This window comes from Bradyrhizobium niftali, from assembly GCF_004571025.1.
GTDB classification, from domain to species: Bacteria; Pseudomonadota; Alphaproteobacteria; order Rhizobiales; family Xanthobacteraceae; genus Bradyrhizobium; species Bradyrhizobium niftali.
In genome coordinates this window covers 76,346-100,515 of the sequence record NZ_SPQT01000008.1, presented here as the reverse complement: position 1 = coordinate 100,515, position 24,170 = coordinate 76,346, and the positions used below count along the sequence as shown (strand labels likewise).

Below are 24,170 nucleotides of genomic sequence, written 5' to 3'. Positions count from 1 at the left end.
TGTCCATCCGGTTCAGATGCCGAAAGTCAGCTGCGGCTCCGGATCATCCCCGTCTTGCAGGGCAGACAGCGATACGCCCAAGAGCCGCACGCGCTTGGGCAGCGGCATCTCGACTTCGAGCAGGCCGCAGGCCAGCCGTTCCAGATCGTTCCGGCCTGCAACCGGTGTTGGTGCGGACCTGCTACGTGTGATGATCTCGAAGTCGGCAAATTTGATCTTCAAGGTGACGGTGCGGCCGCGGTTGCCGGTTGCCTCGCAATGGCGCCAGACCTTGTCGACGAGAGGCTTGAGCTCGGCGACCAGCGCGTCGAATTCGTCGAGGTCGGTTGAGAACGTGTTCTCCGCGCCGATGGACTTGCGGATCCGGTTGGCCCGGACCGGACGCTCATCGACGCCGCGTGAGATCCAATAGTAATAGGCGCCCGACTTGCCGAAATTCGCGTTCATGAACTCCAGCGTCTGGTTACGCATGTCGCGACCGGTAAATATGCCGAGCGCATTCATCTTCGCGCTGGTCGCCGGACCTATCCCGTGGAACTTGCCGACGGGCAGCGTCTCGACGAAGGCGGGTCCCATCTCCGCAGAGATCACGAACTGACCATTGGGCTTGCGATGATCGGAGGCGAGCTTGGCCAGAAACTTGTTGTAGGAGATGCCGGCCGAAGCGTTGAGCCCCGTCTCGGCCTTGATCTTCTCGCGGATCCGCAGCGCGACGTCACGCGCGAGCGGGATGCCTTGCAGGTTTTCCGTCACGTCGAGATAGGCCTCGTCGAGCGACAACGGCTCGATGATCGGCGTGTGCTCGGCAAAGATGTCGCGGATCTGCCTGGAGATCGCCTTGTAGACCTCGAAGCGCGGCCTGACGAAGATCAGGTCGGGACATTGCCGCTTCGCCGTCACCGACGGCATCGCGGAGCGAACGCCAAACTTGCGGGCCTCGTAGCTGGCGGCCGCGACGACGCCGCGTTCGGCGGAGCCTCCGACCGCGACCGGCTTTCCGCGCAGGTCCGGATTATCGCGCTGTTCCACGGACGCATAGAACGCATCCATGTCGATATGGATGATCTTGCGGACGGGCGAAGTGTCGCCAGTCACCGTGTCGGATTCGCTCATGGAGAGATGATACAATCGGGCAAAGAGAAGCGCGAGGTGATGGATGCTTTTCGCGCCTTACGCAGCCCGGGTCGCGTTTGCCGGCCTGCTCAATGCGGCCATCTGGCGTTTGAATTGAGGCGTTCAGTCTCGACCGGGTTCAAAGAACAGTCTCAGGCTTGTGAGTGGCAAGCATGGGCACGCGATCTAATATGAGCCCGCGGAGGACAGCCCATGCAATACAGCTCCGAGCTCATTCACACGATGCGTCAAGCGCTGGAGACCGTGATGGCGAGCGTGCCGGCCCATCAATCGGTCTTCGGTCTGAAAGCGGCTGTGGCCGAATGCATCCTGAAGGCCGCCGCACACGGCCAGACGTCCTACGACGGACTGGTCACGTCCGCCTCGGACCAGATCCAGGCGATGATCTCGATGCTCAGCTAGGCGCTGGCGTAAAGACGGCCACAAGGCTGGCGCACCCGACACGATTCGAACGTGTGACCTTTGCCTTCGGAGGGCAACGCTCTATCCAGCTGAGCTACGGGTGCAGTGGGGCCTCATTTAGCCGATTGGCGAGGGGCGGGCAACCGCTTCCGCCGTGTTCGGCGAGGCTGATTTGCGGGCAATGCGGCCAGGAACCGGCAGGCTGTCGCGGCCGAGCCGTTTTGCCGTATAAAGCGCCTGGCCGGCCAGGCCCAGCAGCGGGTCGGGGGTGCCGTCGGCCTCGCCGGGACTGTGGCCGGCGACGCCGACGCTGAGGGTGACGTGGTCGCCGGCTCCCTTGGCGCCATGGCCGATCCGCAAGGCCATGACGGCGATGCGGATCTCGCCATCTCAGGCCACCGCCGCCACCGGCACGGCATCGCTCGGGCCGAACAGCTTTCGCACCTCGCTGGCCGGCTTCGGCGCGCTGAACAGATAGCCCTGCATCTCGGTGCAGCCGAGCGTGCGCAGCAGCTCGCGCTGGGCTTCGGTCTCGACGCCTTCGGCGACCGTGGTCATGTGGCTCGCGGCGGCGATGTTCACCACCGCCTGCACGATCACGGGCGCGCCGCTCGTCTCCGCGATGTCGGCGACGAAGCAGCGGTCGATTTTGATCTTGTCGAACGGGAAGCGCTTCAGATAGCTCAGCGAGGAGTAGCCCGTGCCGAAATCGTCGAGCGCGATCCGCACGCCGATCGAGCGAAGCTGGTGCAGGATCGAGAGCGCCGCCTCGTCGTCGCGGATCAGCACGGCCTCGGTGATCTCGAGCTCGAGCCGGCGCGGATCGAGCCCGGAGGCGGCGAGCGCGCCCGCGATCCTGAGCGCCAGCGTGTCGCATTTGAGCTGCACCGGCGAGACGTTGACCGCAACCCGCACATGCGACGGCCAGGTCGCGGCTTCGTTGCAGGCCATGCGCAGCACCCAATCGCCGAGCTCGTTGATCAGGCCGGTATCCTCGGCGATCGGAATGAACTCCGCCGGCGAGATCGCGCCGCGTTCGGGATGGCGCCAGCGCAGCAGCGCCTCGCAGCCCGAGACCTCGCCCGAGCGCAGATCGACCAGCGGCTGATAGTGGATCTCGAAGCCGCCGTTCACCAGGGCCTGACGCAAATCCTGCTCCATGGTCAGGCGCGCCTTGGCGCACGCGTCCATTTCCGGCTCGAAGAAGCGGTGGGTGCGGCGTCCCTCGGCCTTGGCGCCGTACATCGCGAGGTCGGCGTTCTTGATCAGCTGGTCGAGATCGTTGCCGTCCTGCGGCGCCAGCGCAATGCCGATGCTGGCATCGGTGGAGAGCTGGTGGCCGAGGCAGTGATAGGGCTGTCGGATCGCCTCGTAGATCCGCGTCACGAAGGACAGCACGTCGGCCCGGGACCGGATGGCGGTCTGGATCACCGCGAACTCGTCGCCGCCGAGCCGCGCGATCAGGTCACTCTTCTTGAGGCAGCCACGGAGGCGGGTGGCGATCGCCTTCAACAGCTCGTCGCCGACGTGATGGCCGAGCGAATCGTTGATGCCCTTGAATTCATCGACGTCGATGTAGAGCAGCGCGAACTGCCCGCCGTCGGCGACCTTCGCCAGCTCGCGTTCGATCTGCTCGCGGAACAACGCGCGGTTCGGCAGGTCGGTCAACGCATCGTAATGCGCCATATGCGCGATCTTCTCGTGGGCGCGCCGCCGCTCGGTGACGTCATCGATGACATGGATGAGATAGCGCGGCTCGCCGGCTTCGTCGCGAATGCCGATCCGGGTCGAAGTGATGTAGCGCAGCCCCATGCCCGGCATCTGCCAGGCGTGTTCGTCCTTGAACAATCCCTTGGCCGAATTCAGCGCCTTGCTGTCGTCTTCGGTGATATGAGCGGCGGGCGTCTCGGGGAAGATGTCGAAGGCGGTCTTGCCGACAACATCCTGACGAGACTGGCCGAACAACTGTTCGGCGACGCCATTGAGCAGCAGATATTGCCGCGTACGCGCATCCTTCACGGTGATCTGCGAGGGGATATGGTCGATGATCTCGCGCAGGAAGGTGTGGTTGCGATCGCGCTCCTGTTCCAGGTTGCGGCGCTCGGTGATGTCCTCGATCGTGGCGACCCATCCGCCCTGCGCGAGCGGTGTGTTGATGACCTGGAAGGCGCGGCCGTTGGCCAACTGATGAGTTCGTGTGGAGACCGTGCCTTCGGCGACGACCCTCATGACGTCGGCGCAAAATTCCTCGACATCGCCGTCAAACGCGTCACGTTCCTTGCGGTGGTACATCGCCTCGCGGATGTGACAGCCGGGCTTGATGACGTCGTGGGAGAGGCCGAACATGTCGGCGTAGCGGCGGTTGCAGGTGACGATGTATCCGGCGGCGTCGTACAGGATCAGCCCTTGCGACATGTTGTTCAGGGCGGTGTCGAGCCGCTGCCGCTCCGATTCGATCCGCGCCTGGGCTTCGCGGTTCTGCCGGTTGATCTGGCGGATGATCAGAAAGAGGATGAGCGTGATCACCACGGCCGAAAGCGCGGCGGTCGTGACCATGAAGCCGGTCTGCTGCCGCCAGTCGGCAAGCGCCGCCGCCATCGTGTTGGTGGCAACGATGACCAGCGGGAAATGCTTCAACGACGCGGCTGAGCCGAGCCGCTCCTCGCCGTCGACCGGGCTCCTGACGCGAAGCGTTTGCTGGCCGCCCTTGGTCAGCACCTTGTGCATCAGCGGCGCCGTCTTGAAGCTCCTGCCGATCAGCTCTTCGACATGCGGATAGCGCGCCAGCATCTTGCCTTCGCGATCGAACAGCGAGATCGCCGTGCCTTCGGCGAGCGCCACGGATGCGAAATAGTTCTGGTAGCTGTCGGGATCGATCCGCCGGACCATCGCGCCGACGAACGTGCCGTCCGGCAGGCTCAGCCGTCGTGCGACGACCGTGGTCCATTTGCCGATGATGAAGCTGCGGACGGATTCCAGGATGACCGATTCGGCCATCGGATCGGATTTGAACGTCTGGAAGTAGGCGCGCGATGAGATGTTGATCTTGGGCAGCGGCTGGGCCCGCGACCAGTTGATCAGCTCGCCGTCCGCATCGTAGATCGCGATGTCGCCGAGATAGGAGACCGAGCTGATCTTGCTGCGCAGCATCTGGTTTGTGGCAGAGCCGGACATGCGCTCGCGGAACATCGCGGGCGAGGTGATCCCCGGCAGATTCATCTGCCCGATCAGATCGGCGGCGACGACGTCGGAATCCTCGAATTGCTGATCGAAATGCCGCGCGATCAGCTGCACGGTGTTTTCCAGCTCGCGCTCGCGGTTGGCGAGGGTTCGCTCGCGGAATTCGCCGACGGCCATGGCGGTCACGGCGAAGATCCCCGCGACCAGCAGCGCGCCGCACAGGGTCAGCCACAGGACAGGACCACGCCGCGCCAAGGCCGCCCAGCCGTTCTTCGCGGCTAAGGACATTCCGGCCGCCACTGTGGAAAAGACCTGGCGCATTCCCCCTCCCTGGAGAAACACGAATACACCGCACAAATGGCGTAAACCTTAGGAAAGCCAGTTACCTAAGCATTAATGCGGTTGTGCGGTACCGGCCGCATGCAGCGGGGCGGGAATCGCTCCGCGGTTGCGCAATGCGCGCAACAATCGCTGCACTGCATCGTTAGCGGCGGCTTAATGTGAGGTGCCCGCGCTCTTGTCACCGCCGCGATTGCGCAGCCGTCCGACCACGCCGGTCGGGAAGAAATAGACGCTGGCAATGAACAGCAGCCCGAGCCACAGCAGCCAGCGGTCGGGATGCAGAAGTCCCGGCAGCAGCGGCAGCCCGGCTTCCGACGCCGCCTTGGAGGCGACTCCCATCAGCGATTGCAGGTAGTTCTGCGCGAGGATGAAGATGGTGGCGCCGATGATCGCGCCGTAGATCGTGCCCATGCCGCCGATCACCACCATCAGCAGGATGTCGAGCATGATCGAGAAACTGAGCGAGGTGTCGGGGCCGGCATAGCGCAGCCACAGCGCATTCAGGATCCCGGCGCTGGCGGCGACGAGGGCCGCGAGGCAGTTGGCGTAGGTCAGGTGGAACACGGTGCGGAAGCCGAGCGCCTCGGCGCGGAAGCGGTTCTCGCGAATCGCCTGCAGCACACGGCCGAACGGCGAGTTCACCACGCGCAGCAAAGCGAGGATCATCACGGCCGATATGGCGAACACGAGGTAGTAGGTGAGGATGCGGCCGTTGACCTCGAAGCCGAACAGGTTCTTGGAGATCAGCACCGTGCCGGGGCGCAGCAGCTCGGGCAGCTGGAAGCTGCGGCCGTCCTCGCCGCCGGTCAGCCAGGACAGTTGCGAGGCCAGCACCTGGAAGGCAGAGGCGACCGCCAGCGTGATCATGGCGAAGAAGATCGCCGCGACGCGCAGCGAGAACAGTCCGATCGCGAGCGCGAGCAGCGCCGCAAGCGGCAGGCCGACGACGATGCCGGTTGCGACCGCGGCCCAATTCGGACCCATCCCGTACAACGCGATCGCAATCGCGTAGCTGCCGATGCCGTAGAACATGGTGTGGGCGAACGACACCGAGCCGGTATAGCCGAGCAGCAGGTCGTAGGAGGCGACCAGCGCGGCGAAGACGCAGATCTTGGCCGCGACGTTCAGCGCCTTGGCACCCGGGAACAGGAACGGCGTCGCCGCCAGCGCCAGGATGATGAGGACGAGGACGAGCGTGAGCACGCGGCTGCGCGGCGGATCGCCGGAGAGGATCATCATCGGCTGGTCACCGCATAGAGGCCGCGCGGCCGCCACATCAGAATGGCGACCATCAGCAGGATGTTGGACACGAGGGCGAGTTTCGGCACCAGGAAGCCGCCGTAATTGGCGACCATCGCGACCAGGATCGCGCCGATGAAGCAGCCGCCGATCGACCCGAGCCCGCCAATGATGACGACGATGAAGATCAGCACGGTGAGGTCGTCGCTCATGGAGGCGTGGACCTGCTCGCGGTAGAGCGCCCACATCACGCCGCCGAGGCCGGCGAGCGCGGAGCCCGTCATGAACACGCCGAGGAACAGGCGGCGAATGCGATAGCCGAGCGCCTCGACCATCTCGCGGTTCTCGACGCCGGCGCGGATCAGCAGGCCGAGCTTGGTGCGGTTGAGCACGAGCTGGATCGCGATGAAGACGGCAAGGCCGATCAGCGTCGCCAGCACGCGGTACTTCGCGATTGCGACGTCGCCGAAGATGAAGGAGCCGCGCAGCGAAGTGGGCAGCGGCATCGGGATGATCTGCGGCCCCCACAGCGCATAGAGCCCCTGCTCGGCGACGATCAGGCCGCCGGTCGTCATCAGGATCTGCTTCAGGTGCTGGCCGTAGACCGGCAGGATCAGCACGCGCTCGACGATCAGGCCGAGCGCGCCGGACACCGCCATCGACAGCAGCGCGGCCGGCGCCAGCACCGCGAGGTTCGTCCAGAGCGAATCGGCCTGAATGGAAGCCGCGAACGGTGCCAGCACCAGGGTTGCGACATAGGCGCCGACGGCGATGAAGGCGCCGTGGCCGAAATTGAGCACGTCCATCAGGCCGAACACCAGCGTCAGCCCGGAGGCCATGATGAAGATCATCATGCCCATGGCGAGGCTCGCGGCGGTCAGCGTCAGCCAGGTGCTGGGCGAGCCGACCAGCGGGATCACCACGAGGGCGAGCGCGACCGGCAGCAGGATCGGCGCGATGTCGCGCTTCGGCTTCGGCAGCGGATCGTTTGCGGCAAGTTCTGTCACTGATGCGCCTCCAGGCTCAGGCCGAGCAGCCGCTCCTGCAGCGGCACGTCGGCGGCGAGTGCCGCCATCTCGCCGCGATGGACGATGGTGCCGTTGTCCATGACCAGCACGTTGTCGCCGAGCTCGCGCGCGGCAAAGAAATTCTGCTCGACCAGGAGGATCGTCGCGCCCTTGCGCTTGATCTCCTTCAGGCACTCGATCAGCGCCATGACGATGGCGGGCGCCAGCCCCTTGGTCGGCTCGTCGATCAAGAGCAGCTTGCGCGGCTCGATGATGGCGCGCGCGATCGACAGCATCTGCTTCTGTCCGCCGGAGAGGCTTCCCGCGCGCGACAGCCAGAACCGGCGCAGGGCCGGAAAGAAGCCGAAAATCCAGTCGAGCTGGGCGTCGTCGAGTGGCCCGTCGCGCGCCGCCAGCACGAGGTTCTCCTTCACCGTGAGGTCGGAGAACACCGCCATGCTTTCGGGCACGTAGCCGACGCCGAGCAGGGCGATGTCGGGCGTGGCGCGGCTGTCGATGCGCATCCCGGCGAGGCTGATCTCGCCCTTCGAGGCCTGCCAGAGGCCCATGATGGTGCGCAGCGTCGTGGTCTTGCCGGCGCCGTTGCGGCCGAGCAGCATTGTGGTCTGTCCCTGCGGGACCGTAAGATCGATGCCCTGGAGAATGTGATAGCGGCCGATATGGGTGTGCACGCCGGAGAGTTTGAGCAGATCGGTCATGCTGCACTCTTCGGTGCGACGCCGAGATAGGCCTCCTGCACGATCGGCGAGGCGATCACCTCGGCCGGCGGCCCGTCGGCGACCAGCTGGCCGTTATGCAGCACGATGATGCGGTCGGCGAGCGAACGCACCACGTCCATCTTGTGCTCGACGAGGAGGATGATCTTGCTCCTGTCCTGCTTGAGCTGTGCGATCAGGTTGAGCACGACAGGCACCTCGTCGATGCTCATGCCCGCGGTCGGCTCGTCGAACATGAACACCTTCGGCTCCAGCGCGATCATCAGCGCCACCTCCAGCTTGCGCTGGTCGCCATGTGACAGCGCGGTCGCGGCGACACCGCGGCGGCTACCGAGCGCGACCTGGTCGAGGATGGCGTCGGCGCGTGCAATCAGGTCGCGGCGGACCATCCACGGCCGCAGCATGTCGTAATGGGTGCCGTTCGCCGCCTGCACCGCGAGGCGGACATTTTCCTCGACCGAAAGATTTGGGAACAGATTGGTGAGCTGAAAGGCACGCCCGAGGCCCGCGCGCGTGCGCAGCGGCGCGGAATGCTGGGTGATGTCGGTGCCGTCGAACAGGATGCTGCCGTGTGAAGCGCGCAGCTGGCCCGAGATCAGGTTGAAATAGGTGGTCTTGCCGGCGCCGTTCGGCCCGACGATGGCGGTGAGCTCGCCCGGGCGGAACGTGCAGGAGACGTTGTTGACCGCGACGTGGCCGCCAAAGCGGATGGTGAGGTCGCGGGTTTCGAGAGTCAGCGGCATTCTTGCAAACCGGGTTGGTCTATCGGTTCATCTCTCCCCGACGGGGAGAGGTCGATTTGATCCTGGCGATGCGAAGCATCGTCCATTGCAAATCGGGTGAGGGGGCTCAGGTCCCACGAGAGGTGGTACCCCCTCACCCTGGGGGAGAGGTGAAGTACCTACCGCTTGTTGCGGACGGGGACGTCCATGTCCTCGATCTTCAGCTCGCGCATAGGCTCGAGCACGGCCCAGGCGACGTTCGGATCGACCTTGACCTTGAAGTGATACATGCTCTGGAGCGCCTGATGGTCCTCTTTCCGGAACACCATCTTGCCCTTCGGCGTGTCGAACTCCAGGCCTTCCATCGCCGTGATCAGCTTCTCGGTGTCGGTCGACTTCGCCTTGGTGACGGCGGCGACGACGGACATCGCGGCGGCGAAACCGCCCGCGGTGAAGAAGTCCGGCGGTGCGTTGAAGCGCTTCTGGTGCTCGGCGACGAGCCAGTCGTTCACCGGGTTCTTCGGGATCTCGTAGAAGTAATAGGTCGCGCCTTCCATGCCGGGCAGGCCCTTGTAGGCGGCGAGCGCCGGCAGGATGTTGCCGCCGGTGGAGAGCTCGATGCCGTAGCGCTTCGGATCCATGTCCTGGAGCTTGGCCAGCGGATTGCCGGCGCCGGCCCAGATCACCCAGATCACCTTGCGGCCCGGCTTGTCCTTCAGCGCGTCGAACAGGCGCTGGCCGACCGCGGTGAAGTCGGTGGTCGAGGTCGGGGCATATTCTTCGGCGGCGAGCGTCGCGCCGGTCTTGGCGAGCGCCTCCTTGAAGGCGGCGACGCCGTCGCGGCCAAAGGCATAGTCCTGCGCCAGCGTGGCAACGGTGACACCCTGCTTGCCGATCGCGACCGCGTTCGAGATCGCGTCCTGCGAGGAGTTGCGCGCGGTGCGGAAGATGTAGCGATTCCACTTCTCGCCGGTAATCTGGTCTGCGACCGCCGGCTCGACGATCAGGATCTTCTTGTTCTCCTCGGCGACGGGGAGAATGGCGAGCGCTGCGGCTGACGATGTCGTGCCGATCGCGATATCAGCCTTGTCGTCCTGATAGGCTTCCGCGAGCGCGGCCTTGGAGAGGTCCGGCTTGCCCTGGTCGTCCTTGGTGATGACGACGATCTTGCGGCCGTCGAGCGTCATGGTGCCCTTGGTTGCGTATTCGAAGCCCATTTGCAGGCCGGTCTCGGTCTGCTTGGCATAGGCCTCGAGCGGACCGGTCTTGCCGTAGATCAGTGCGACCTTGAGGTCGTCGGCCTGTACGGAGGTGCCCGCGGCGAGCGCGAGGATGGTTGTTGTTATGATGAGTGATCGACGCACGATGGTCCCTCCTGATTCAAAATTTCTCGGTAACAGCGATTTGCACAACGTTACGAACATTGCAATTCAACCTTCCGGCGGACTGCGCCGGCACATCAACATGCATCATTTTTAGGCCTGCCGTGTCACGCGCGTGTCGCCGGACGCGGCGGGGCTGCCGGCCGACTCGATCTGCCGCCAGTCCGACTGCGCCTCTTCCGCGCTCTCGAAGATGTGCGGCGCGACGCCGCGCTTCTCCAGGGCTTCGCCGAGCTTGATGCGTAGGAAGCCGGACGTGGTGTAGCGCGACACGCCGGAATAGAAGCGGTCGACGAGGCTGCGCACCATGGCCGAATAATCGTCCATCAGCTCCGGGAGGATCGAGAAGTTGTCGTAATTGACGATGGCGTAGACCCGGCGGCCGAGCGGGGCGAGCCTCGCCTCGACGAGGGCCGCGATCGCATCGATCTCGGCCTTGCTGCGCAGCGGATAGCGTTCCAGGTTGATGAAGAACAGGTTCTGCTGCTCGTCGAGCGTGAAGCGCTGGTCGAGCGGAATGGTCAGCAGCCGCTCGCGCAGGTCCATGGGGCCGTCGCGGAAGATGCGGGCGTCCATCAGGACGGGGTCGCGCGGGATCAATGGCTTGAAATCCATCAGGCGCAGGATGTCGCGCTCGATGTCGATGCCGGGCGCTATTTCCGTGAGTTCGAGCCCGTCGGGCCGCAATACGAAGACGCAGCGCTCGGTGACATAGAGCCCGCGCTGCCCCCGCGCCGCCGCGAAGGGGCCGCTGAAGGTGACGTGCTCGACGCTGTCGACGAATTTGCGCGACCTCGCCTCGTCGAGGATGACGAGCTTCCCGTCGTTCACCGCAATGCGCTGCTTGCCGGCGCCGAACGTGCCGACGAAGACGACCTCCTTGGCATTCTGGCTGATGTTGATGAAGCCGCCGGCACCCGCAAGCTTCGGTCCGAACTTGCTGACGTTGAGGTTGCCGGCGCGATCGACCTGGGCGAGCCCGAGGAAGGCGGCATCTAAGCCACCGCCGTCGTAGAAGTCGAATTGATAGGGCTGGTCGATCACTGCCTGGGTGTTGATCGCCGCGCCGAAATCGATGCCGCTCGCCGGGATGCCGCCGATCACACCAGCCTCGGTCGTCAGCGTGATGAGGTCGATGATCCGCTCTTCATTGGCGACGGAGGCGATCCCCTCGGGCATGCCGATGCCGAGATTGACCACGCTGTTGGCTTTCAGCTCGAAGGCGGCGCGGCGCGCGATAATCTTGCGTTCGCTGATCGGCATTACCGGCAACGAGGCGGCGCGGACCCGGATCTCGCTGGAGTAGGCCGGATTGTATTGCGTGCCGAATGTCTGCCAATGATGCTCAGGCTTCGCCACGACGACGCAATCGACGAGGATGCCGGGAATCTTGACCTGGCGCGGATTGAGGCTGCCGCCCTCGGCCACGCGTTCGACCTGGGCAATGACGATGCCGCCGGAATTACGTGCCGCCATGGCGATGGCGAGCGCCTCGAGCGTCAGGGCCTCCTTTTCCATGGTGAGGTTGCCGTCGGGATCGCCGGTGGAGGCGCGAATGATCCCGACATTGATCGGGAAGGTTTTGTAGAGCAGGCACTCTTCACCGCGAAGCGCGATCAGTTCCACCATGTCCTCGGTGGTGCGCGCATTCAGCTTGCCGCCGCCGTGCCTGGGGTCGACGAAGGTGCCCATGCCGACGCGGGTGATGTGCCCGGGCCGGTGCGCCGCGATGTCGCGGAACAGATGCGTGATGACGCCCTGCGGCAGATTATAGGCCTCGATCTGGTTGGCGATCGCAAGCTGCTGCAATTTGGGCGCAAGGCCCCAATGGCCGCCGATCACCCGCCGGACGAGGCCTTCATGGGCGAAATGGTTGACGCCGCGATGCTTGCCGTCGCCCTGGCCGGCGGCATAGACCAGCGTCAGATTGTGCGGCTTGCCTTGCGTGTAGGGCGCGTCACCCTCGTTGGAGAGATAGAGCTCCTCCAGCGCCACGGCGATCTCCTCGGCAAAGCCGATGCCGACGAAGCCGCCGGTGGCGACCGTGTCGCCGTCGCGGATCAGCATGACGGCTTCCGCCGCGGTGACGACTTTGCCCTTCTCGGCGTTGCGCAGGTAGGGCAAGGCAGGATGCTGGCTCATGGCATTCCCTCCCGTGTCTGTTGCGGACCGCATGCCCGTTCTTCCCGCTTGGCCTTATTCGTATCGCGTGGAGCGGCTGGCGACCAGCCGCTCCAGCGTCGCGGGGTGTCGCGCTCAGCCCATTCAGGGCTGAGCGATCTTGCGGGTTTCGGTGGCGAAATAGACCGAGACGATGGTGATGATCGCCAGCGCGATCATGTACAGCGAGATCGGCCAGGTTGCCGGCGCGTACGCCGTCATCAATCCCGTCGCGATCAGCGGCGACAGCGCGCCGGCGAAGATCGAGGCGAGGTTGTAGCCGAGCGAGACGCCGCTATAGCGCACCTTGGTGCCGAACAGCTCCGACAGGAAGCTCGCCTGCGGGCCGTACATCGCGGCGTGGCCGACGGCGAGACCGAGCACGATCGCGATCCAGGCATATTGCGGGTTCTTGGTCGAAAGCAGCATGAACAGCGGGAACGACATCAGCGCCGAGAACACCGCGCCGAAGATGTAGATCGGCCGCCGCCCGAGGCGGTCGGAGAGCGCGCCGAAGGCGGGAATGGTGAAGGTCTCGATCGCCGCGCCGATCAGCACGCCGTTGAGCATGTCCTGCTTGTTCATGCCGAGCGATTGCGTGGCATAGGCCAGCACGAAGGTCGCGTAGATGTAGAAGAAGCCGTTTTCGGCAAAGCGCGCGCCCATCGCGAGCAGGATGTTCTTGGGGTACATGCGGATCGCCTCGACGATCGGCATCTTGACCTCTTGCTTGGTGTCCTTGACCTTCTGGAACTCTGGCGATTCCGCGATGGTGAAGCGGATCCACAAGCCCACGAGCACCAGCGCGATCGAGAACAGGAACGGGATGCGCCAGCCCCAGGAAAGAAGCTGTGCGTCGGTCAGCATCGCGGACACCACCGAGAACACCAGCGTGCCGAGCACGAGGCCAAGCGGCGCCCCGAGCTGCGGCCAGCTGCCGTAAAATCCCTTCTTGTCGGCGGGCGCATGCTCGACCGCCATCAGCACCGCGCCGCCCCATTCGCCGCCGAGACCAAAACCCTGGATCAGCCGGCAGGTCACGAGCAGAACAGCGGCCCAGATGCCGGCGGTCTCGTAGGTCGGCAGGAAGCCGATCGCCGCGGTCGCGGCGCCCATGATCAGCAGGGTCAGATAGAGCATGGTCTTGCGGCCGATCTTGTCGCCGTAGTGGCCGAACACCACGCCGCCGAGCGGACGCGCGATGAAGCCGAGCGCGTAGGTCGCGAACGCCAGCAGCGTTCCCATCATGGGGTCGAAGGTCGGGAAGAACAGCTTGTTGAAGATCAGCGCCGCGGCGGTGCCGTAGAGGAAGAAGTCGTACCACTCGATGGCCGTGCCGATCAGGCTCGCGGTGGCGACCGTCACGTGCGAGGGCTGTCTCGCCTCAAGCTGATGGACTGAGATCGCTTCACTCATCTTGCGTCCTCCCTGGTTGCGAATGCGCATGTGCAGCACGCGTCATTGTGCAGAGCGAAGAGCAAGCTCCGCGCCAGATGCCGCAGGTTTGCGCAAAATGGCTGAAAACCCAGCAGATTCAGCGGCGGCTCCTGGAAGGAGCGGCTCCGCGCCGTGTCAGGAATCCGAGACTCCGGACACCCGATGTCTCGCAACTCAGACGGATGCGGCTCCCGAGGCGAGGCCGAACTTCGCGAGCTTCTTGTAGAAGGTCGCGCGCGAGATCTGGAGCATCTTGGCCGCTTCCGAGATCTGGCCGTTGCTGGCGGCGAGCGCCTGTTCGAGCGTGTGCTTCTCGAACTCGGCCTCGGCTTCCGCATAGGGCAGGACGAGGCCGGTCGGCCGCGATGGTGCCGTGGGCGCCGTCTCCGCGCCGACGGGGAGAATGCGATCGAAGTCGTCGCTGGTGAGGCGTCCCGAATCGCTCAGGATCAGCGCGCGTTCCAGGATGTTGCGCAGTTCGCGGACATTGCCGGGCCAGCCATAGCGCGCAAGCGCAGCCAGGCCGCTCGGCGTGATCCTGGCATTGAGGTAGTCGCCGGATGCGCTGATGTCGTCGAGCAGCCGTCCACAGATCTCGGGCAGGTCGTCCAGGCAGTGCCGCAGGGGCGGCAGCACGATCGAGAGCACGTTGAGCCGGTAGTAGAGATCCGCCCGGAATGTCCCCTCGCTGACCCGCTTGTGCAGGTCGACATTGGTGGCCGCAATCACGCGCACGTCGACCCTGGTGACCTTGTCGGAGCCGAGTGGCTCGATCTCGCGCTCCTGCAGCACGCGCAGCAGCTTGGCCTGCAATTGCAGCGGCATCTCGCCGATTTCGTCGAGGAACAGCGTGCCGCCGTCGGCGATCCGGAATTTTCCGTCGCGACCCTTGCGGTCCGCGCCGGTATAGGCGCCCGGCGCGGCGCCGAAGAACTCCGATTCGATCAGCGTGTCCGGGATCGCCGCGACGTTGACGCTGACGAACGGCTTTTCGGCGCGGGCGGACGCGTTGTGGATGGCCTGCGCCATCATTTCCTTGCCGGTGCCGGTCTCCCCGGTGAGCAGAATGGTGACGCTCTGGCGCGCGGCGCGCGCTGCAAGCGTCTTGGCCTGTGCAATGCCAGCGGTTGCACCGACATAGTCGTCGAACGTGAACCGGGCGGCACGCGCATGCGACAATTGCCGCCGCGCCAGCCGCAAATCGTTTTCGAGCTGGGCGACGCGACCGAGCAGTGGCTTCAAGCCCTCGAGGCGGTCGTAAAGCACGAAGCCGATCGCGCCGATGATGTTCCCTTTCTCGTCCTCGATCGGCATGCGGGTCACGACGAGTTGCTCGCCGCCGAGCTCCATGATGTCGAGGATGATCGGTTCACCCGTTTCCACGACCCTTCGCATCAGGCTGTTGGGGATGACCTCCTCGATCGGGCGGCCGAGCGCCTCGGATTCATGCGAGAGGCCCATCGCGGTGACGTATTTCTCGTTGACATACACCACGCGTCCGCTGCGATCGATTGCGATGGCACCCTCGCACAGATGCTCCAGCCGCTCGAACAGCGTCTCCATGGCGCGTGCGCGGATATAGGCGGGATCGCTGACGACGGAAGAGGGACCGGACATGGCGTGCCTCGCGGGAAGCCCGCCTGTTTATTACCAAAAGGGCAGTAATTTCAAAGGGCGAAAACGGGGCTGGCTCCGAACTTGCCGTCGCCGGGACGACATCCAGATAGTGGAGCCTACCTTCGATACCCGTTCGCCCGCGAATAGCCCTGCCGGTTCTGCTGAATCGGGCGGCTGGCCACGCTGGCGCGGGACTCGCTGGAGACGGGTGTTGCGAGCTTCAGTTCCTCCAGGAAGATCGGCCGCGAGAAATAATAGCCCTGCGCGTAGCGGATCTTGCTTGCGGCCTGGAGGTAGGCGAGTTCCTCGTAGGATTCGAGGCCCTCGGCGATCACGGTCATGCCGAGCGCTTCGCTCAAGGATTCGATCGCGCGCAGGATGCCTTGGCTGCGCGGCCGCTTATGGATGTCGGTGATGAAGGAGCGGTCGATCTTGATCTCGTCGGCGGTGATGTCGGCGAGCGCCGAGAGCGAGGAATAGCCGGTGCCGAAATCGTCGATCGAGATGCCGACGCCGAGCTTGCGGAACATCGGCAGGATTTCCGACTGGAAATGGCTTTTGGCGACGAAGGCCTCTTCCGTCAGCTCGATCATGAAGCGCTGGGGAAAGCCGGTGTTGTCCAGCGCCTGCGCGAAGCTGCGCATGAACTCGGGATTGCCGGCCTGCCTGGCGGCAACGTTGATGCTGATGGAGGCTTCCGCGCCGAACGTCTCGTTGATCAGGTCGATCGACTTGACGATCTCGGCGAGCACGAGATGGGTCAGCTCGTCGATCAGTCCGAGCTCGCCGGCAAGGTTGATGAACGAGCCCGGCGCCTGGATCACGCCTTCGTCGTCGCGCAGCCGCACCAGGGCCTCGATGCCCTTCACCGCCTGCGTGCGGATGTCGACCTTGGACTGGAACGCGCAGCAGAAGCGCTTCTCGAGGATGGCGAGCCGCAGCGACTGCTCGATCTTGGTCCGCGCCAGCGCCTCGCGCTCCATGCTGGCGTCGAAGAAGGCGGCCGATCCCTTGCCGTCGTTCTTGATGCGGTACATCGCGATGTCGGCGTTCTGACGCAGCGTCTCGAAGCTGCTTCCATGGTCGGGATAGAGGCTGATGCCGACCGAGGTCGAGGCGAAGACCTCCGAATGGTCGATGAAGAACGGCGCGGTCAGCCGCTCCAGCGTCGCCTGCATGAACTCGGCGATTTCCTCCTGGCTCTGGATCGGAGACAGCAGCAGCAGGAATTCGTCGCCGGAGATGCGCGACAGCATGTCGGAATCGCGCAGGTCGCGCCCGAGCCGCTTCGCCAGCTCGACCAGCAGCGCGTCGCCGACGGCGTGGCCGTAATAGTCGTTGATGTGCTTGAAATTGTCGACGTCGAGAAAGGCGAGCGCGAAGCGCTCGCCGCCGTGATCGCGCGCGAGCAGGTTGTTGGCGCGGTGTTCGATCACGCGCCGCGAGGGCAATCCGGTCAACTCGTCGAAATAGGCCGAGCGGAACAGCTGGTCCTCGAAATTCTTCTGCTCGGTGATGTCGGAGGAGGCGGAGATCAGGAGCTCGCGCCCGGCGAGGCGAACGGGACGATGGGTCGTGAGCAGCACCTGGCGCGCGGCGCCGTCGTGCAGGGCTTCCTCGGTGACGACCGCCTGGCCGGCGCTCAGCGCCTTCCGGCAAGCTTCCCGGCGCGGCGCCAGATCGGGCGAGGGTCGGCTGCCGTCCATGCCGAGCTGCGCCGCTGCGGCATCGTTAACGAGCAGAAGTTCGCCATGGGCGTCCTGCACGGTCAGGCCGGCCGGCAGCATTCTAACGATTTCCTTGAGAAATCCGAGTTCGGCTTCGCTCGCGCCGGAATATCTGTTGTCGTTCATAGAAGTCATGAATCTTGTTGTTTCAGCGCGCCTTTGCAATGGGCGCGATCTTGCGTGGTTCCCTCTTAAGTTTGGTTAAGGGGTCCGGAGAAATACGGGCGTGTCTTGCGACGATGCGACGCGCGACGCCCATCGTCATTAACAGAGGGTCAATGCTCCCAGCGAAACCGCGAGCGGAGCGTGAGAGGCTGCCTTCGCTTTGCCGAGCGGCTATTCGCTTCGCGGGATGCGGCATTGCATGATGCAATGCAGCCCGGTCTTCAGATACGAGATCTCGGTCCTGCCATCGAAGGCCGAAAGTGCCGATTTCAGCAGCTTGGTGCCGAAGCCGGGCTCGGACACCTTGTCCACGGTCGGCCCCTCGGTCTCGTCCCAGGTGACGGTCAGGCGATCGTCGGCGACGGTCCACGACACCTGCAGCAGACCGCGCGGCGCGGAGAATGCGCCGTATTTGCCCGCATTGGTGGCGAGCTCGTGAAACATCAATGACAGCGTCACCGCGAGCTTCGGCGGCAGGAACAGCCGGTCGCCGTTGAGGGTGAAGCGGACGTGGCCGTAGGGACCGAGCTCCGAGATCAGGAGATCGCGGATGTCGCAGCCAGCCCTGTCGATCCGCGAGATCAGATCGTCGGTTGCGGCCAGCGATCGCAGCCGCGGATCGACCCGGGCCCAGACCTGCGGCTGGTCATGCAGCACCTGGTGAATCACGGCGTGCACTGTCGAGAGCTTGTTCTTCAGCCGGTGCTGGAGCTCGTCGACCAGCAGCTTGCGATAGTCTTCTTCCTCGATCAGGCGCTTGGAGATCCGGCGCTGCTCCACCAGCATGGTGCGATAGTGCTCGACCCCCCAGATCGTCAGCGCGCTCACGGCCCAGTAGAGCGCCAGCAGGGCAAAACGCGCGTGATCGGCAATCGCATCGCTGAAATTCACGACGACGCCGAGGACGCCGCCGACGATCGCCGTCACGACGCCGATCCGGAGGCCTCCGAACGCGGCGGCAAAGAACACGGCCGGAAAGTATGGGGTGAAGTAGACGTCGGGCCGCACCTGCGCGAGACCCCAGCGCGCCAGCGTCGCAACCAGCAGGCAGGCCACCGCAAAGGCAATGCTCAAGCCGAGCGACGGCGGCGCCGCGCCCTGCCAGCCCTTGCGGAATTCGTCGATCAGCTTCTCCATGCGCCGCCCGGTTGCGATGTGCGTTCGTTGCGATTGTTGCGCATCTCCCCAGCGCAAGCAAAGCTTGCCTTGTTCGGAGCCGGCAGGAATAGTGACTGTCGCGGCGCTGTCCGTCGCGGCGCCGTGGTCGATCGGTATCCGCCATTTGGCGTCAATGGGTTCGAAAACAGGGACATTCCATGGGCAGGCTGGACGGAAAGGTCGCGGTGATCACGGGCGCGACGAGCGGGATCGGATTGCGGACCGCTGAAGTCTTCGTTGCCGAAGGTGCCAAAATTGTGATCGCGGGGCGGCGCATACCGGAAGGCGAGGCGCTGGCCAAGCAGCTCGGGGCAACTTGTGTCTTCCGCCAGACCGATGTGACGGTCGAAGCGCAGATGCAGGCGCTGATCGCGCTTGCGGTGGACAAATTCGGCCGCATCGACTGCCTGTTCAACAATGCCGGCGGGCCGGCGCAGACCGGCGGCATCGAAGGTCTCGAGGTCGAGCGCTTCGACGCGGCGATGGCGACGCTGGTGCGCAGCGTCATGCTCGGCATGAAGCACGCCGCGCCCTACATGAAGAAGCAGGGGTCCGGCAGCATCATCAACAATGGCAGCATCGCTGGCCGGCTCGCCGGCTTCTCCTCGTCGGTGGTTTACGGCGCGGCCAAGGCGGCGGTGATCCACCTCACCAAATGCGTGGCGATGGAGCTCGGCGAATCCAACGTCCGCGTCAACTCGATCTCGCCCGGCGCGATCGCGACCGGCATTTTCGGCAAGGCGCTGGGGCTGCCGACCGATGCCGCGGAGAAGACGCCGGCGGTGATGCGCGAGGTTTACAAGACCGCGCAGCCGATTCCGCGCGCCGGCATCCCCGACGACATCGCCCAGGCCGCGGTGTTCCTGGCGAGCGACGAATCCAGTTTCATCAACGGCCACGACCTCGTCATCGATGGCGCCATGACCGGCGGCCGCAACTGGAGCCAGCAGCAGCAGGGCTACGTGGCGCTGCGCAAGGCGTTCGATCAGGGGGCCGGATAGGTCTCGTGCCCCGGACGCAGCGCAGCGCTTCTTCAGCGGTGCGCTGCAGAGCCGGGGCCCATCTTGCTACCGGACGCATATCGACATTCTGGGTCCCGGCTCGCGCTTCGCGCGTCCGGGACACGAGAAATATCACACCGCCTTCATCCGTACCCGCAAGCCATCCCGCGGCTTCGGGATCGGCCACATCTGCCAGTCCGGCTTGTAGCCCGGCTCCAGCGACACCTCGATGTTCTGGAGGAAGTGCCGCGCGAAGCATTTGGCCTGCATATAGGCGAAGTGCAGGCCGAGGCACATATGCGCGCCGCCGCCGAACGGCACCCAGGCGAAGCGGTGGCGGTTGCGCTGGGCCTCCTCGGTGAACCGCAGCGGATCGAAGCGGTCCGGCTCCGGCCAGATGTCCCTCATGTGGTGCGTATAGAGCGGATTGACGCCGACCGCGGTGCCCGCGGGAATCCTGAACCCCTTGAAGGTGAAATCGCGCATCGCGCGGCGCGGCATCGACGGCACCGGCGGCTTGATCCGCAGTGCTTCCTTGAACGCCATTTCGGATAGCGGCATCTTTTCGAGATCGTCGAAGCTGCTGGGCGCGCCCGGGGCAAGACCGAGCGCGAGAACCTCCGCGCGCAGCCTGTCCTGCCAGTCCGGGTTGGCGGCAAGCTCGCCGATGAAGGAGGTCAGCGACGAGGTCAGCGTGTCGTGCGCCGCCATCATCAAAAAGCTCATGTGGTCGATGATGTCCTGCTCGGACAACAGGGCCCCGTCCTCATGGGTGGCGCGGCAAAGCTGCGAGAACAGATCATCGCCGCCGTGATTGCCGCGGCGGAGCGGAATCTGCTGGCGGAAATAGGCGACGATGCGCTTGCGGCCCGCGACACCGCGCGCCATCTGCGTGCCGGGCAGGGGGCGGCGGATCGGAGCGACGGCCGCCGCGACCATGTCGACGAAGGCTCGGTTGATCTCGTCGACCTCCGGCCCGATGTCGGCGCCGAGGAAGGACGCGGCGGCGAGATCGAGCGTGAGCTGCTTCATCGCCGGATAAAGCTGCATCTCGCCGGGCCTGGCCTTCCACTGCGCGACGCGCGCGGAGATGCCGCGGTCGAGATCGCCTAGATAGGATTTCATCGGCCCGGATTTGAACGCGACCGACAGCGCCTTGCGGTGCAGCCGGTGCTCGTCGAAATCGAGCAGCATCAATCCGCGCGGAAACAACAGGCCGAGCACCTTGTTCCAGCCGTGCGTCGACGAGAACAGTTTTTGCTGGTCGAACATCACGAGCTCGTTCGCTTCGGGTCCGAGCAGCACGACATTGGTCTCGCCGAAAACATGGGTGCGGTAGACCGGGCCGTATTTGGCGCCGTTCGCCTCGATATGCCCCTTGGGGTCGGCCAGCACCTGGAAGGTCTTGCCGATGATCGGCCAGCCCTCGTCACCGGGGATGTGCGTCAGCTCGTTGCGCCTGGGCGCGGTGAACTGAAGCGCGGGGGCCACATTCTGCATCGACATGACGATTGCTCCGGTTGGCTTGCTGCCAACATAGCACAATACTGATGCGATGACGTGCCAGTCGTCCTGTGTGCAAGTCGCCCGGCACAGTATCGTCGTCCCGGCCTTCGCCGGGACGACCATTAGAGACAGTTTGGCGGCCTACCGCTTCGCCGCTTCCTTCTGCAAATCCGGGGCGTTGACGGCGGGAATGGCGACGCGGCCGGGGCCGGTGACCTTCAGCGCTTCGGCAGCCTTCTCGTTCTCCATGATCTTGGCCATCACGGCCTGGCCCGCGCGCTCGAAAATCGCGCGATTCTCGATCACGAATTTTTGCGACCTGCGGAGACCATCGATATAGCCGTTGATCTCCGGCACCACGTAGCGCGCGACCAGGTCCCAGCTCCGGCGAGTGTTCTCCGGGTTGGCCCAGTCGTGCACGAAGCCGATCACGGCGCCGACGCCGCCGGAGACCTGCATCACGTTCTTGATCATTTTCACGAGATCGTCGGGCGTGCCGATGACGGAGGCGGCGCCTTCGACAAAGGCGGTCTTGTCCACGGCATCGTCGGGCGAGGCGAACGCGGTGAGGCCCGGCCGCTGCAACGTGCCGACATTATATTCGTTGTGCCAGCGCATCAGCCCGGCGCCGGCCTCGCGGCGGGCCTGCTCGCGGGTCTCCGCGACATGCCAGGTCAGGAGCACGCGCCAGTCGGCGCGGTTGACCTTGGTGCCGTGCTTCTTCGCGGCATCCTCGGCGAACTGCCATTGCTGCTGGAGCGACATCAGGCCCTGCGTCGTCATCGAGCCCAGCGAGATGATGCCGATGCCGTATTTACCGGCGAGCGTCATCCCGGAGGGCGAGATCTGCGAGGCCACCACGAACGGCATCTCCTCCTGCAAGGGCAGGAGCTGAAGCGCGGCGTCGTTCATGGTGAACCAGTCGCTCCTGGCGGTGACGCGTTCGCCGTTGAACAGGCGGCGGATCACGCCGATCGCCTCGTCCTGACGGTCGCGTTGCGTCATCGGGTCGATGCCGAGCGTGTGCGCGTCGGAGGCGAGCGCACCGGGACCGGAGCCGAAGATGGCGCGGCCGCCGGTCATGTGATCGAGCTGCACCATGCGCTGGGCGACGTTGAAGGGATGGTGATAGGGCAGCGACACCACGCCGGTGCCGAGCTTGATCCGCTTGGTGCGCTCGCCGGCCGCGGCCAAAAACATCTCCGGCGAGGCGATCATCTCCCAACCGGAGGAATGATGCTCGCCGCACCAGAACTCGTCATAGCCGAGGCTATCCAGCTGCTCGACGAGGTCGAGATCGCGCCGGAACTGGAGCATCGGATGCTCCCCGATCGGGTGATGCGGGGCAAGAAAGGCTCCGAACTTCAGGCGCGCCATGGCGTTCTCTCCGGCTGAATTTTCTGTTTGTTGAGACGGTGAGGCTACGTGCCTGACGGCACGAACGCAATCGCGCGATGTCCCGCGCGGCGGAATGCAGGCATGCGATGAAGTGAGGTGAGATGCCTATTCTCCCTCTCCCCGCTTGCGGGGAGAGGGTCGGGGTGAGGGGGAGTCTCCGCGGGGACGGAGGTCGTTGGGTTTTCGAGATGGCCCCACGCCGTCATTGCGAGCGCAGCGAAGCAATCCAGAGTCGTTTCGCGGAGGGATTCTGGATTGCTTCGCTACGCTCGCAATGACGTGTCGAGAGGGGACGTTCCAGTGGACAGACGACTCGCGGAGGCTCCCCCTCACCCGGAATTCAAACTGCGTTTGAATTCCGACCTCTCCCCGCAAGTGGGGAGAGGTAAGAGAAATCACCTTGTCATCCTGTTCCACGCATCGAGGCCGGCGATCTTGTATGCCTCCGCCAGCGTCGGGTAGTTGAACGTGTTCTGTATGAAATAGTCGATGGTGCCTTTGAGGTTCAGCACGGCCTGGCCGATATGGATCAGCTCGGTGGCGCCTTCGCCGAGGATGTGCACGCCGAGCAGGCGGCGCGTCTTGGTGGAGAAGATCATCTTCATCATGCCGCTGTTCAGCCCCATGATGTGGCCGCGCGACGTCTCGCGGAAGCGGGCGATACCGACCTCGTAGGGAATGCCGCGCGTGCGCACCTCTTCCTCGGTGAGGCCGGCGGTCGAGATCTCCGGCACCGAATAGATGCCGTAGGGAAAGAACTCCGGCGGCGCCAACGGCTCCATGCCGAGCGCGTGGCAGGCTGCGACGCGGCCCTGCTCCATCGAGGTCGAGGCCAGGCTCGGAAAGCCGATGACGTCGCCGGCCGCGTAGATGTGCGGCACGCTGGTCTGCAACGTCACGGGATCGACGGTGATGCGCCCGCGATGGTCAACCGCGATGCCTGCCGCCTCGAGGTTGAGGCGATCGGTGGCGCCGACCCGGCCGGCGGCGAACAGCAGCATTTCCGTGGTGACGTGCCGCCCGTCCGACAAGTGCGTGACGATATTGCCCTGCGCATTCTTCTCGATCGCGTTGACCTTGGCGCCGAGCCGCAGCGCGACATTGCGGTCGCGCAGCTCGTGCATGAACTCGTCGATCAACTCCTTGTCGATGAAATCGAGGAAGGTCGGCCGCGGCTCGATCAGGGTCACGGGCACGTCGAGCGCGCTGAAGATGGTGGCATATTCGACGCCGATCACGCCGGCGCCGATCACGGCAAGGCTGCGCGGCAGCTTTGGCAGCTCGATGATCTCGTCGCTGTCGAGCACGGTGGTGCCGTCGAACGGCACGTAGTCGGGCCGGAACGGGCGCGTGCCGCAGGCGATCAGGATGAAGGCGGCCGACACCACCTTGACCTCGCCGATCGCGCTCGTGATCTCGACCTGATGCGGCGCGACGAAGCGCGCCTCGCCGTTGGCGGTGCGCACCAGGTTGCGGCTGAACTGATGCTCGAGAACCTCGACCTCGTGGTCGAGCGTCTTCTGCAGCCGGGTCATCAGGTCGCTGGCCGCGATGTCCTGCTTCACCCGGTAGGAGCGGCCGTAGAAGCCGCGCTCGCGCCAGCCGGACAAATTGAGCACGGTCTCGCGCAGGGTCTTGGAGGGAATGGTGCCGGTGTGGACGGAGACGCCGCCGACCCGCCGGCCCTTCTCCACCACCAACACGGCCTTGCCGAGCTTGGCGCATTGCACCGCGGCCCGGCGCCCCGACGGGCCCGAGCCGATCACCACCATGTCGTAGTCGTACATCGGAAGACTTCCGAACCCCACGGGACCAGCGGGAACCGACATGCAGCAATCGGGCCAAGGCGGCAGGTC

The 24,170-nt window shown here is 64.9% G+C and carries 18 protein-coding genes and 1 tRNA gene; 2 read left to right on the top strand and 17 right to left on the bottom strand.

Going from position 1 to position 24,170, the window contains the following annotated elements:
- Positions 1-12: 12 nt before the first annotated feature.
- Positions 13-1,113 (bottom strand): DNA polymerase IV, encoded by a 1,101-nt coding sequence (dinB, locus tag E4K65_RS16565; protein ID WP_135175088.1) that lies wholly within the window; start codon positions 1,111-1,113, stop codon positions 13-15.
- A gap of 213 nt (positions 1,114-1,326) precedes the next feature.
- On the opposite strand from dinB, the gene E4K65_RS16555 reads away from it, so the two are divergent.
- Positions 1,327-1,536 (top strand): hypothetical protein, encoded by a 210-nt coding sequence (locus E4K65_RS16555; protein ID WP_135175087.1) that lies wholly within the window; start codon positions 1,327-1,329, stop codon positions 1,534-1,536.
- A gap of 27 nt (positions 1,537-1,563) precedes the next feature.
- Here E4K65_RS16555 and E4K65_RS16550 read toward each other — a convergent pair.
- From E4K65_RS16550 to E4K65_RS16490, 13 genes are all read right to left on the bottom strand, one after another.
- Positions 1,564-1,640, bottom strand: a tRNA-Arg gene (locus E4K65_RS16550).
- Positions 1,641-1,653: 13 nt separating this feature from the next.
- On the bottom strand, positions 1,654-1,902 hold the full coding sequence (locus E4K65_RS16545; protein WP_235885655.1) for a nucleotidyl cyclase domain-containing protein: 249 nt from the start codon (positions 1,900-1,902) through the stop codon (positions 1,654-1,656).
- A 24-nt stretch (positions 1,903-1,926) separates the two neighbouring features.
- A complete protein-coding gene (locus E4K65_RS16540; RefSeq protein ID WP_167770868.1) occupies positions 1,927-5,037 on the bottom strand; it encodes a bifunctional diguanylate cyclase/phosphodiesterase in 3,111 nt (1,036 codons plus the stop codon).
- Between the two features lie 174 nt (positions 5,038-5,211).
- A complete protein-coding gene (locus E4K65_RS16535) occupies positions 5,212-6,297 on the bottom strand; it encodes a branched-chain amino acid ABC transporter permease (protein WP_209312070.1) in 1,086 nt (361 codons plus the stop codon).
- Entirely contained in the window at positions 6,294-7,304 is a 1,011-nt protein-coding gene (locus tag E4K65_RS16530; RefSeq protein WP_135175084.1) for a branched-chain amino acid ABC transporter permease, read from the bottom strand. Before E4K65_RS16530 ends, E4K65_RS16535 begins: the two co-directional genes overlap by 4 nt.
- Positions 7,301-8,023 carry a branched-chain amino acid ABC transporter ATP-binding protein gene (locus E4K65_RS16525; protein ID WP_135175083.1) on the bottom strand — a complete coding sequence of 241 codons (723 nt, stop codon included), beginning with the start codon at positions 8,021-8,023 and terminating at the stop codon, positions 7,301-7,303. The genes E4K65_RS16530 and E4K65_RS16525 overlap by 4 nt, the downstream gene beginning before the upstream one ends.
- Positions 8,020-8,784 carry an ABC transporter ATP-binding protein gene (locus E4K65_RS16520; protein ID WP_135175082.1) on the bottom strand — a complete coding sequence of 255 codons (765 nt, stop codon included), beginning with the start codon at positions 8,782-8,784 and terminating at the stop codon, positions 8,020-8,022. Before E4K65_RS16520 ends, E4K65_RS16525 begins: the two co-directional genes overlap by 4 nt.
- 158 nt (positions 8,785-8,942) lie before the next feature.
- Positions 8,943-10,127, bottom strand: a complete 1,185-nt coding sequence (locus tag E4K65_RS16515) for a substrate-binding domain-containing protein (protein WP_167770867.1) — start codon at positions 10,125-10,127, stop codon at positions 8,943-8,945.
- A 111-nt stretch (positions 10,128-10,238) separates the two neighbouring features.
- The gene (locus E4K65_RS16510; RefSeq protein WP_135175080.1) at positions 10,239-12,287 is read right to left on the bottom strand and encodes an acyl CoA:acetate/3-ketoacid CoA transferase; all 2,049 of its coding nucleotides are present in this window, start codon (positions 12,285-12,287) and stop codon (positions 10,239-10,241) included.
- A gap of 123 nt (positions 12,288-12,410) precedes the next feature.
- Positions 12,411-13,721, bottom strand: a complete 1,311-nt coding sequence (locus E4K65_RS16505) for an MFS transporter (protein ID WP_235885654.1) — start codon at positions 13,719-13,721, stop codon at positions 12,411-12,413.
- Positions 13,722-13,916: 195 nt separating this feature from the next.
- A complete protein-coding gene (locus tag E4K65_RS16500) occupies positions 13,917-15,359 on the bottom strand; it encodes a sigma-54 interaction domain-containing protein (protein ID WP_135175078.1) in 1,443 nt (480 codons plus the stop codon).
- A 116-nt stretch (positions 15,360-15,475) separates the two neighbouring features.
- Positions 15,476-17,212: a putative bifunctional diguanylate cyclase/phosphodiesterase gene (locus tag E4K65_RS16495; RefSeq protein WP_167770866.1), complete on the bottom strand. Its 1,737-nt coding sequence runs from the start codon at positions 17,210-17,212 to the stop codon at positions 15,476-15,478.
- A gap of 210 nt (positions 17,213-17,422) precedes the next feature.
- Entirely contained in the window at positions 17,423-18,388 is a 966-nt protein-coding gene (locus E4K65_RS16490) for a sensor histidine kinase (protein ID WP_135175076.1), read from the bottom strand.
- Positions 18,389-18,567: 179 nt separating this feature from the next.
- On the opposite strand from E4K65_RS16490, the gene E4K65_RS16485 reads away from it, so the two are divergent.
- Entirely contained in the window at positions 18,568-19,410 is an 843-nt protein-coding gene (locus E4K65_RS16485) for an SDR family NAD(P)-dependent oxidoreductase (RefSeq protein ID WP_135175075.1), read from the top strand.
- Positions 19,411-19,542: 132 nt separating this feature from the next.
- On the opposite strand, the gene E4K65_RS16480 is transcribed toward E4K65_RS16485, so the two are convergent.
- The 3 genes from E4K65_RS16480 to sthA all read right to left on the bottom strand — a co-directional run bounded on the left by E4K65_RS16480 (position 19,543) and on the right by sthA (position 24,101).
- Positions 19,543-20,916, bottom strand: coding sequence for a cytochrome P450 (locus E4K65_RS16480; protein ID WP_135175074.1), 1,374 nt, complete (start codon positions 20,914-20,916; stop codon positions 19,543-19,545).
- A gap of 141 nt (positions 20,917-21,057) precedes the next feature.
- Positions 21,058-22,293: an LLM class flavin-dependent oxidoreductase gene (locus E4K65_RS16475; protein WP_135175073.1), complete on the bottom strand. Its 1,236-nt coding sequence runs from the start codon at positions 22,291-22,293 to the stop codon at positions 21,058-21,060.
- A 416-nt stretch (positions 22,294-22,709) separates the two neighbouring features.
- Positions 22,710-24,101, bottom strand: a complete 1,392-nt coding sequence (gene sthA / locus E4K65_RS16465) for a Si-specific NAD(P)(+) transhydrogenase (protein WP_135175071.1) — start codon at positions 24,099-24,101, stop codon at positions 22,710-22,712.
- Positions 24,102-24,170 lie beyond the last annotated feature (69 nt).

Excerpts from the sequence above, each read along its gene's own strand:
- dinB (WP_135175088.1), bottom strand. The coding sequence starts at position 1,113 with ATGAGCGAATCCGACACGGTGACTGGCGACACTTCGCCCGTCCGCAAG.
- E4K65_RS16555 (WP_135175087.1), top strand. The coding sequence starts at position 1,327 with ATGCAATACAGCTCCGAGCTCATTCACACGATGCGTCAAGCGCTGGAG.
- E4K65_RS16545 (WP_235885655.1), bottom strand. The coding sequence starts at position 1,902 with ATGGCCTTGCGGATCGGCCATGGCGCCAAGGGAGCCGGCGACCACGTC.
- E4K65_RS16540 (WP_167770868.1), bottom strand. The coding sequence starts at position 5,037 with ATGCGCCAGGTCTTTTCCACAGTGGCGGCCGGAATGTCCTTAGCCGCG.
- E4K65_RS16535 (WP_209312070.1), bottom strand. The coding sequence starts at position 6,297 with ATGATGATCCTCTCCGGCGATCCGCCGCGCAGCCGCGTGCTCACGCTC.
- E4K65_RS16525 (WP_135175083.1), bottom strand. The coding sequence starts at position 8,023 with ATGACCGATCTGCTCAAACTCTCCGGCGTGCACACCCATATCGGCCGC.
- E4K65_RS16520 (WP_135175082.1), bottom strand. The coding sequence starts at position 8,784 with ATGCCGCTGACTCTCGAAACCCGCGACCTCACCATCCGCTTTGGCGGC.
- E4K65_RS16510 (WP_135175080.1), bottom strand. The coding sequence starts at position 12,287 with ATGAGCCAGCATCCTGCCTTGCCCTACCTGCGCAACGCCGAGAAGGGC.
- E4K65_RS16505 (WP_235885654.1), bottom strand. The coding sequence starts at position 13,721 with ATGAGTGAAGCGATCTCAGTCCATCAGCTTGAGGCGAGACAGCCCTCG.
- E4K65_RS16500 (WP_135175078.1), bottom strand. The coding sequence starts at position 15,359 with ATGTCCGGTCCCTCTTCCGTCGTCAGCGATCCCGCCTATATCCGCGCA.
- E4K65_RS16495 (WP_167770866.1), bottom strand. The coding sequence starts at position 17,212 with ATGAACGACAACAGATATTCCGGCGCGAGCGAAGCCGAACTCGGATTT.
- E4K65_RS16490 (WP_135175076.1), bottom strand. The coding sequence starts at position 18,388 with ATGGAGAAGCTGATCGACGAATTCCGCAAGGGCTGGCAGGGCGCGGCG.
- E4K65_RS16485 (WP_135175075.1), top strand. The coding sequence starts at position 18,568 with ATGGGCAGGCTGGACGGAAAGGTCGCGGTGATCACGGGCGCGACGAGC.
- E4K65_RS16480 (WP_135175074.1), bottom strand. The coding sequence starts at position 20,916 with ATGTCGATGCAGAATGTGGCCCCCGCGCTTCAGTTCACCGCGCCCAGG.
- E4K65_RS16475 (WP_135175073.1), bottom strand. The coding sequence starts at position 22,293 with ATGGCGCGCCTGAAGTTCGGAGCCTTTCTTGCCCCGCATCACCCGATC.
- sthA (WP_135175071.1), bottom strand. The coding sequence starts at position 24,101 with ATGTACGACTACGACATGGTGGTGATCGGCTCGGGCCCGTCGGGGCGC.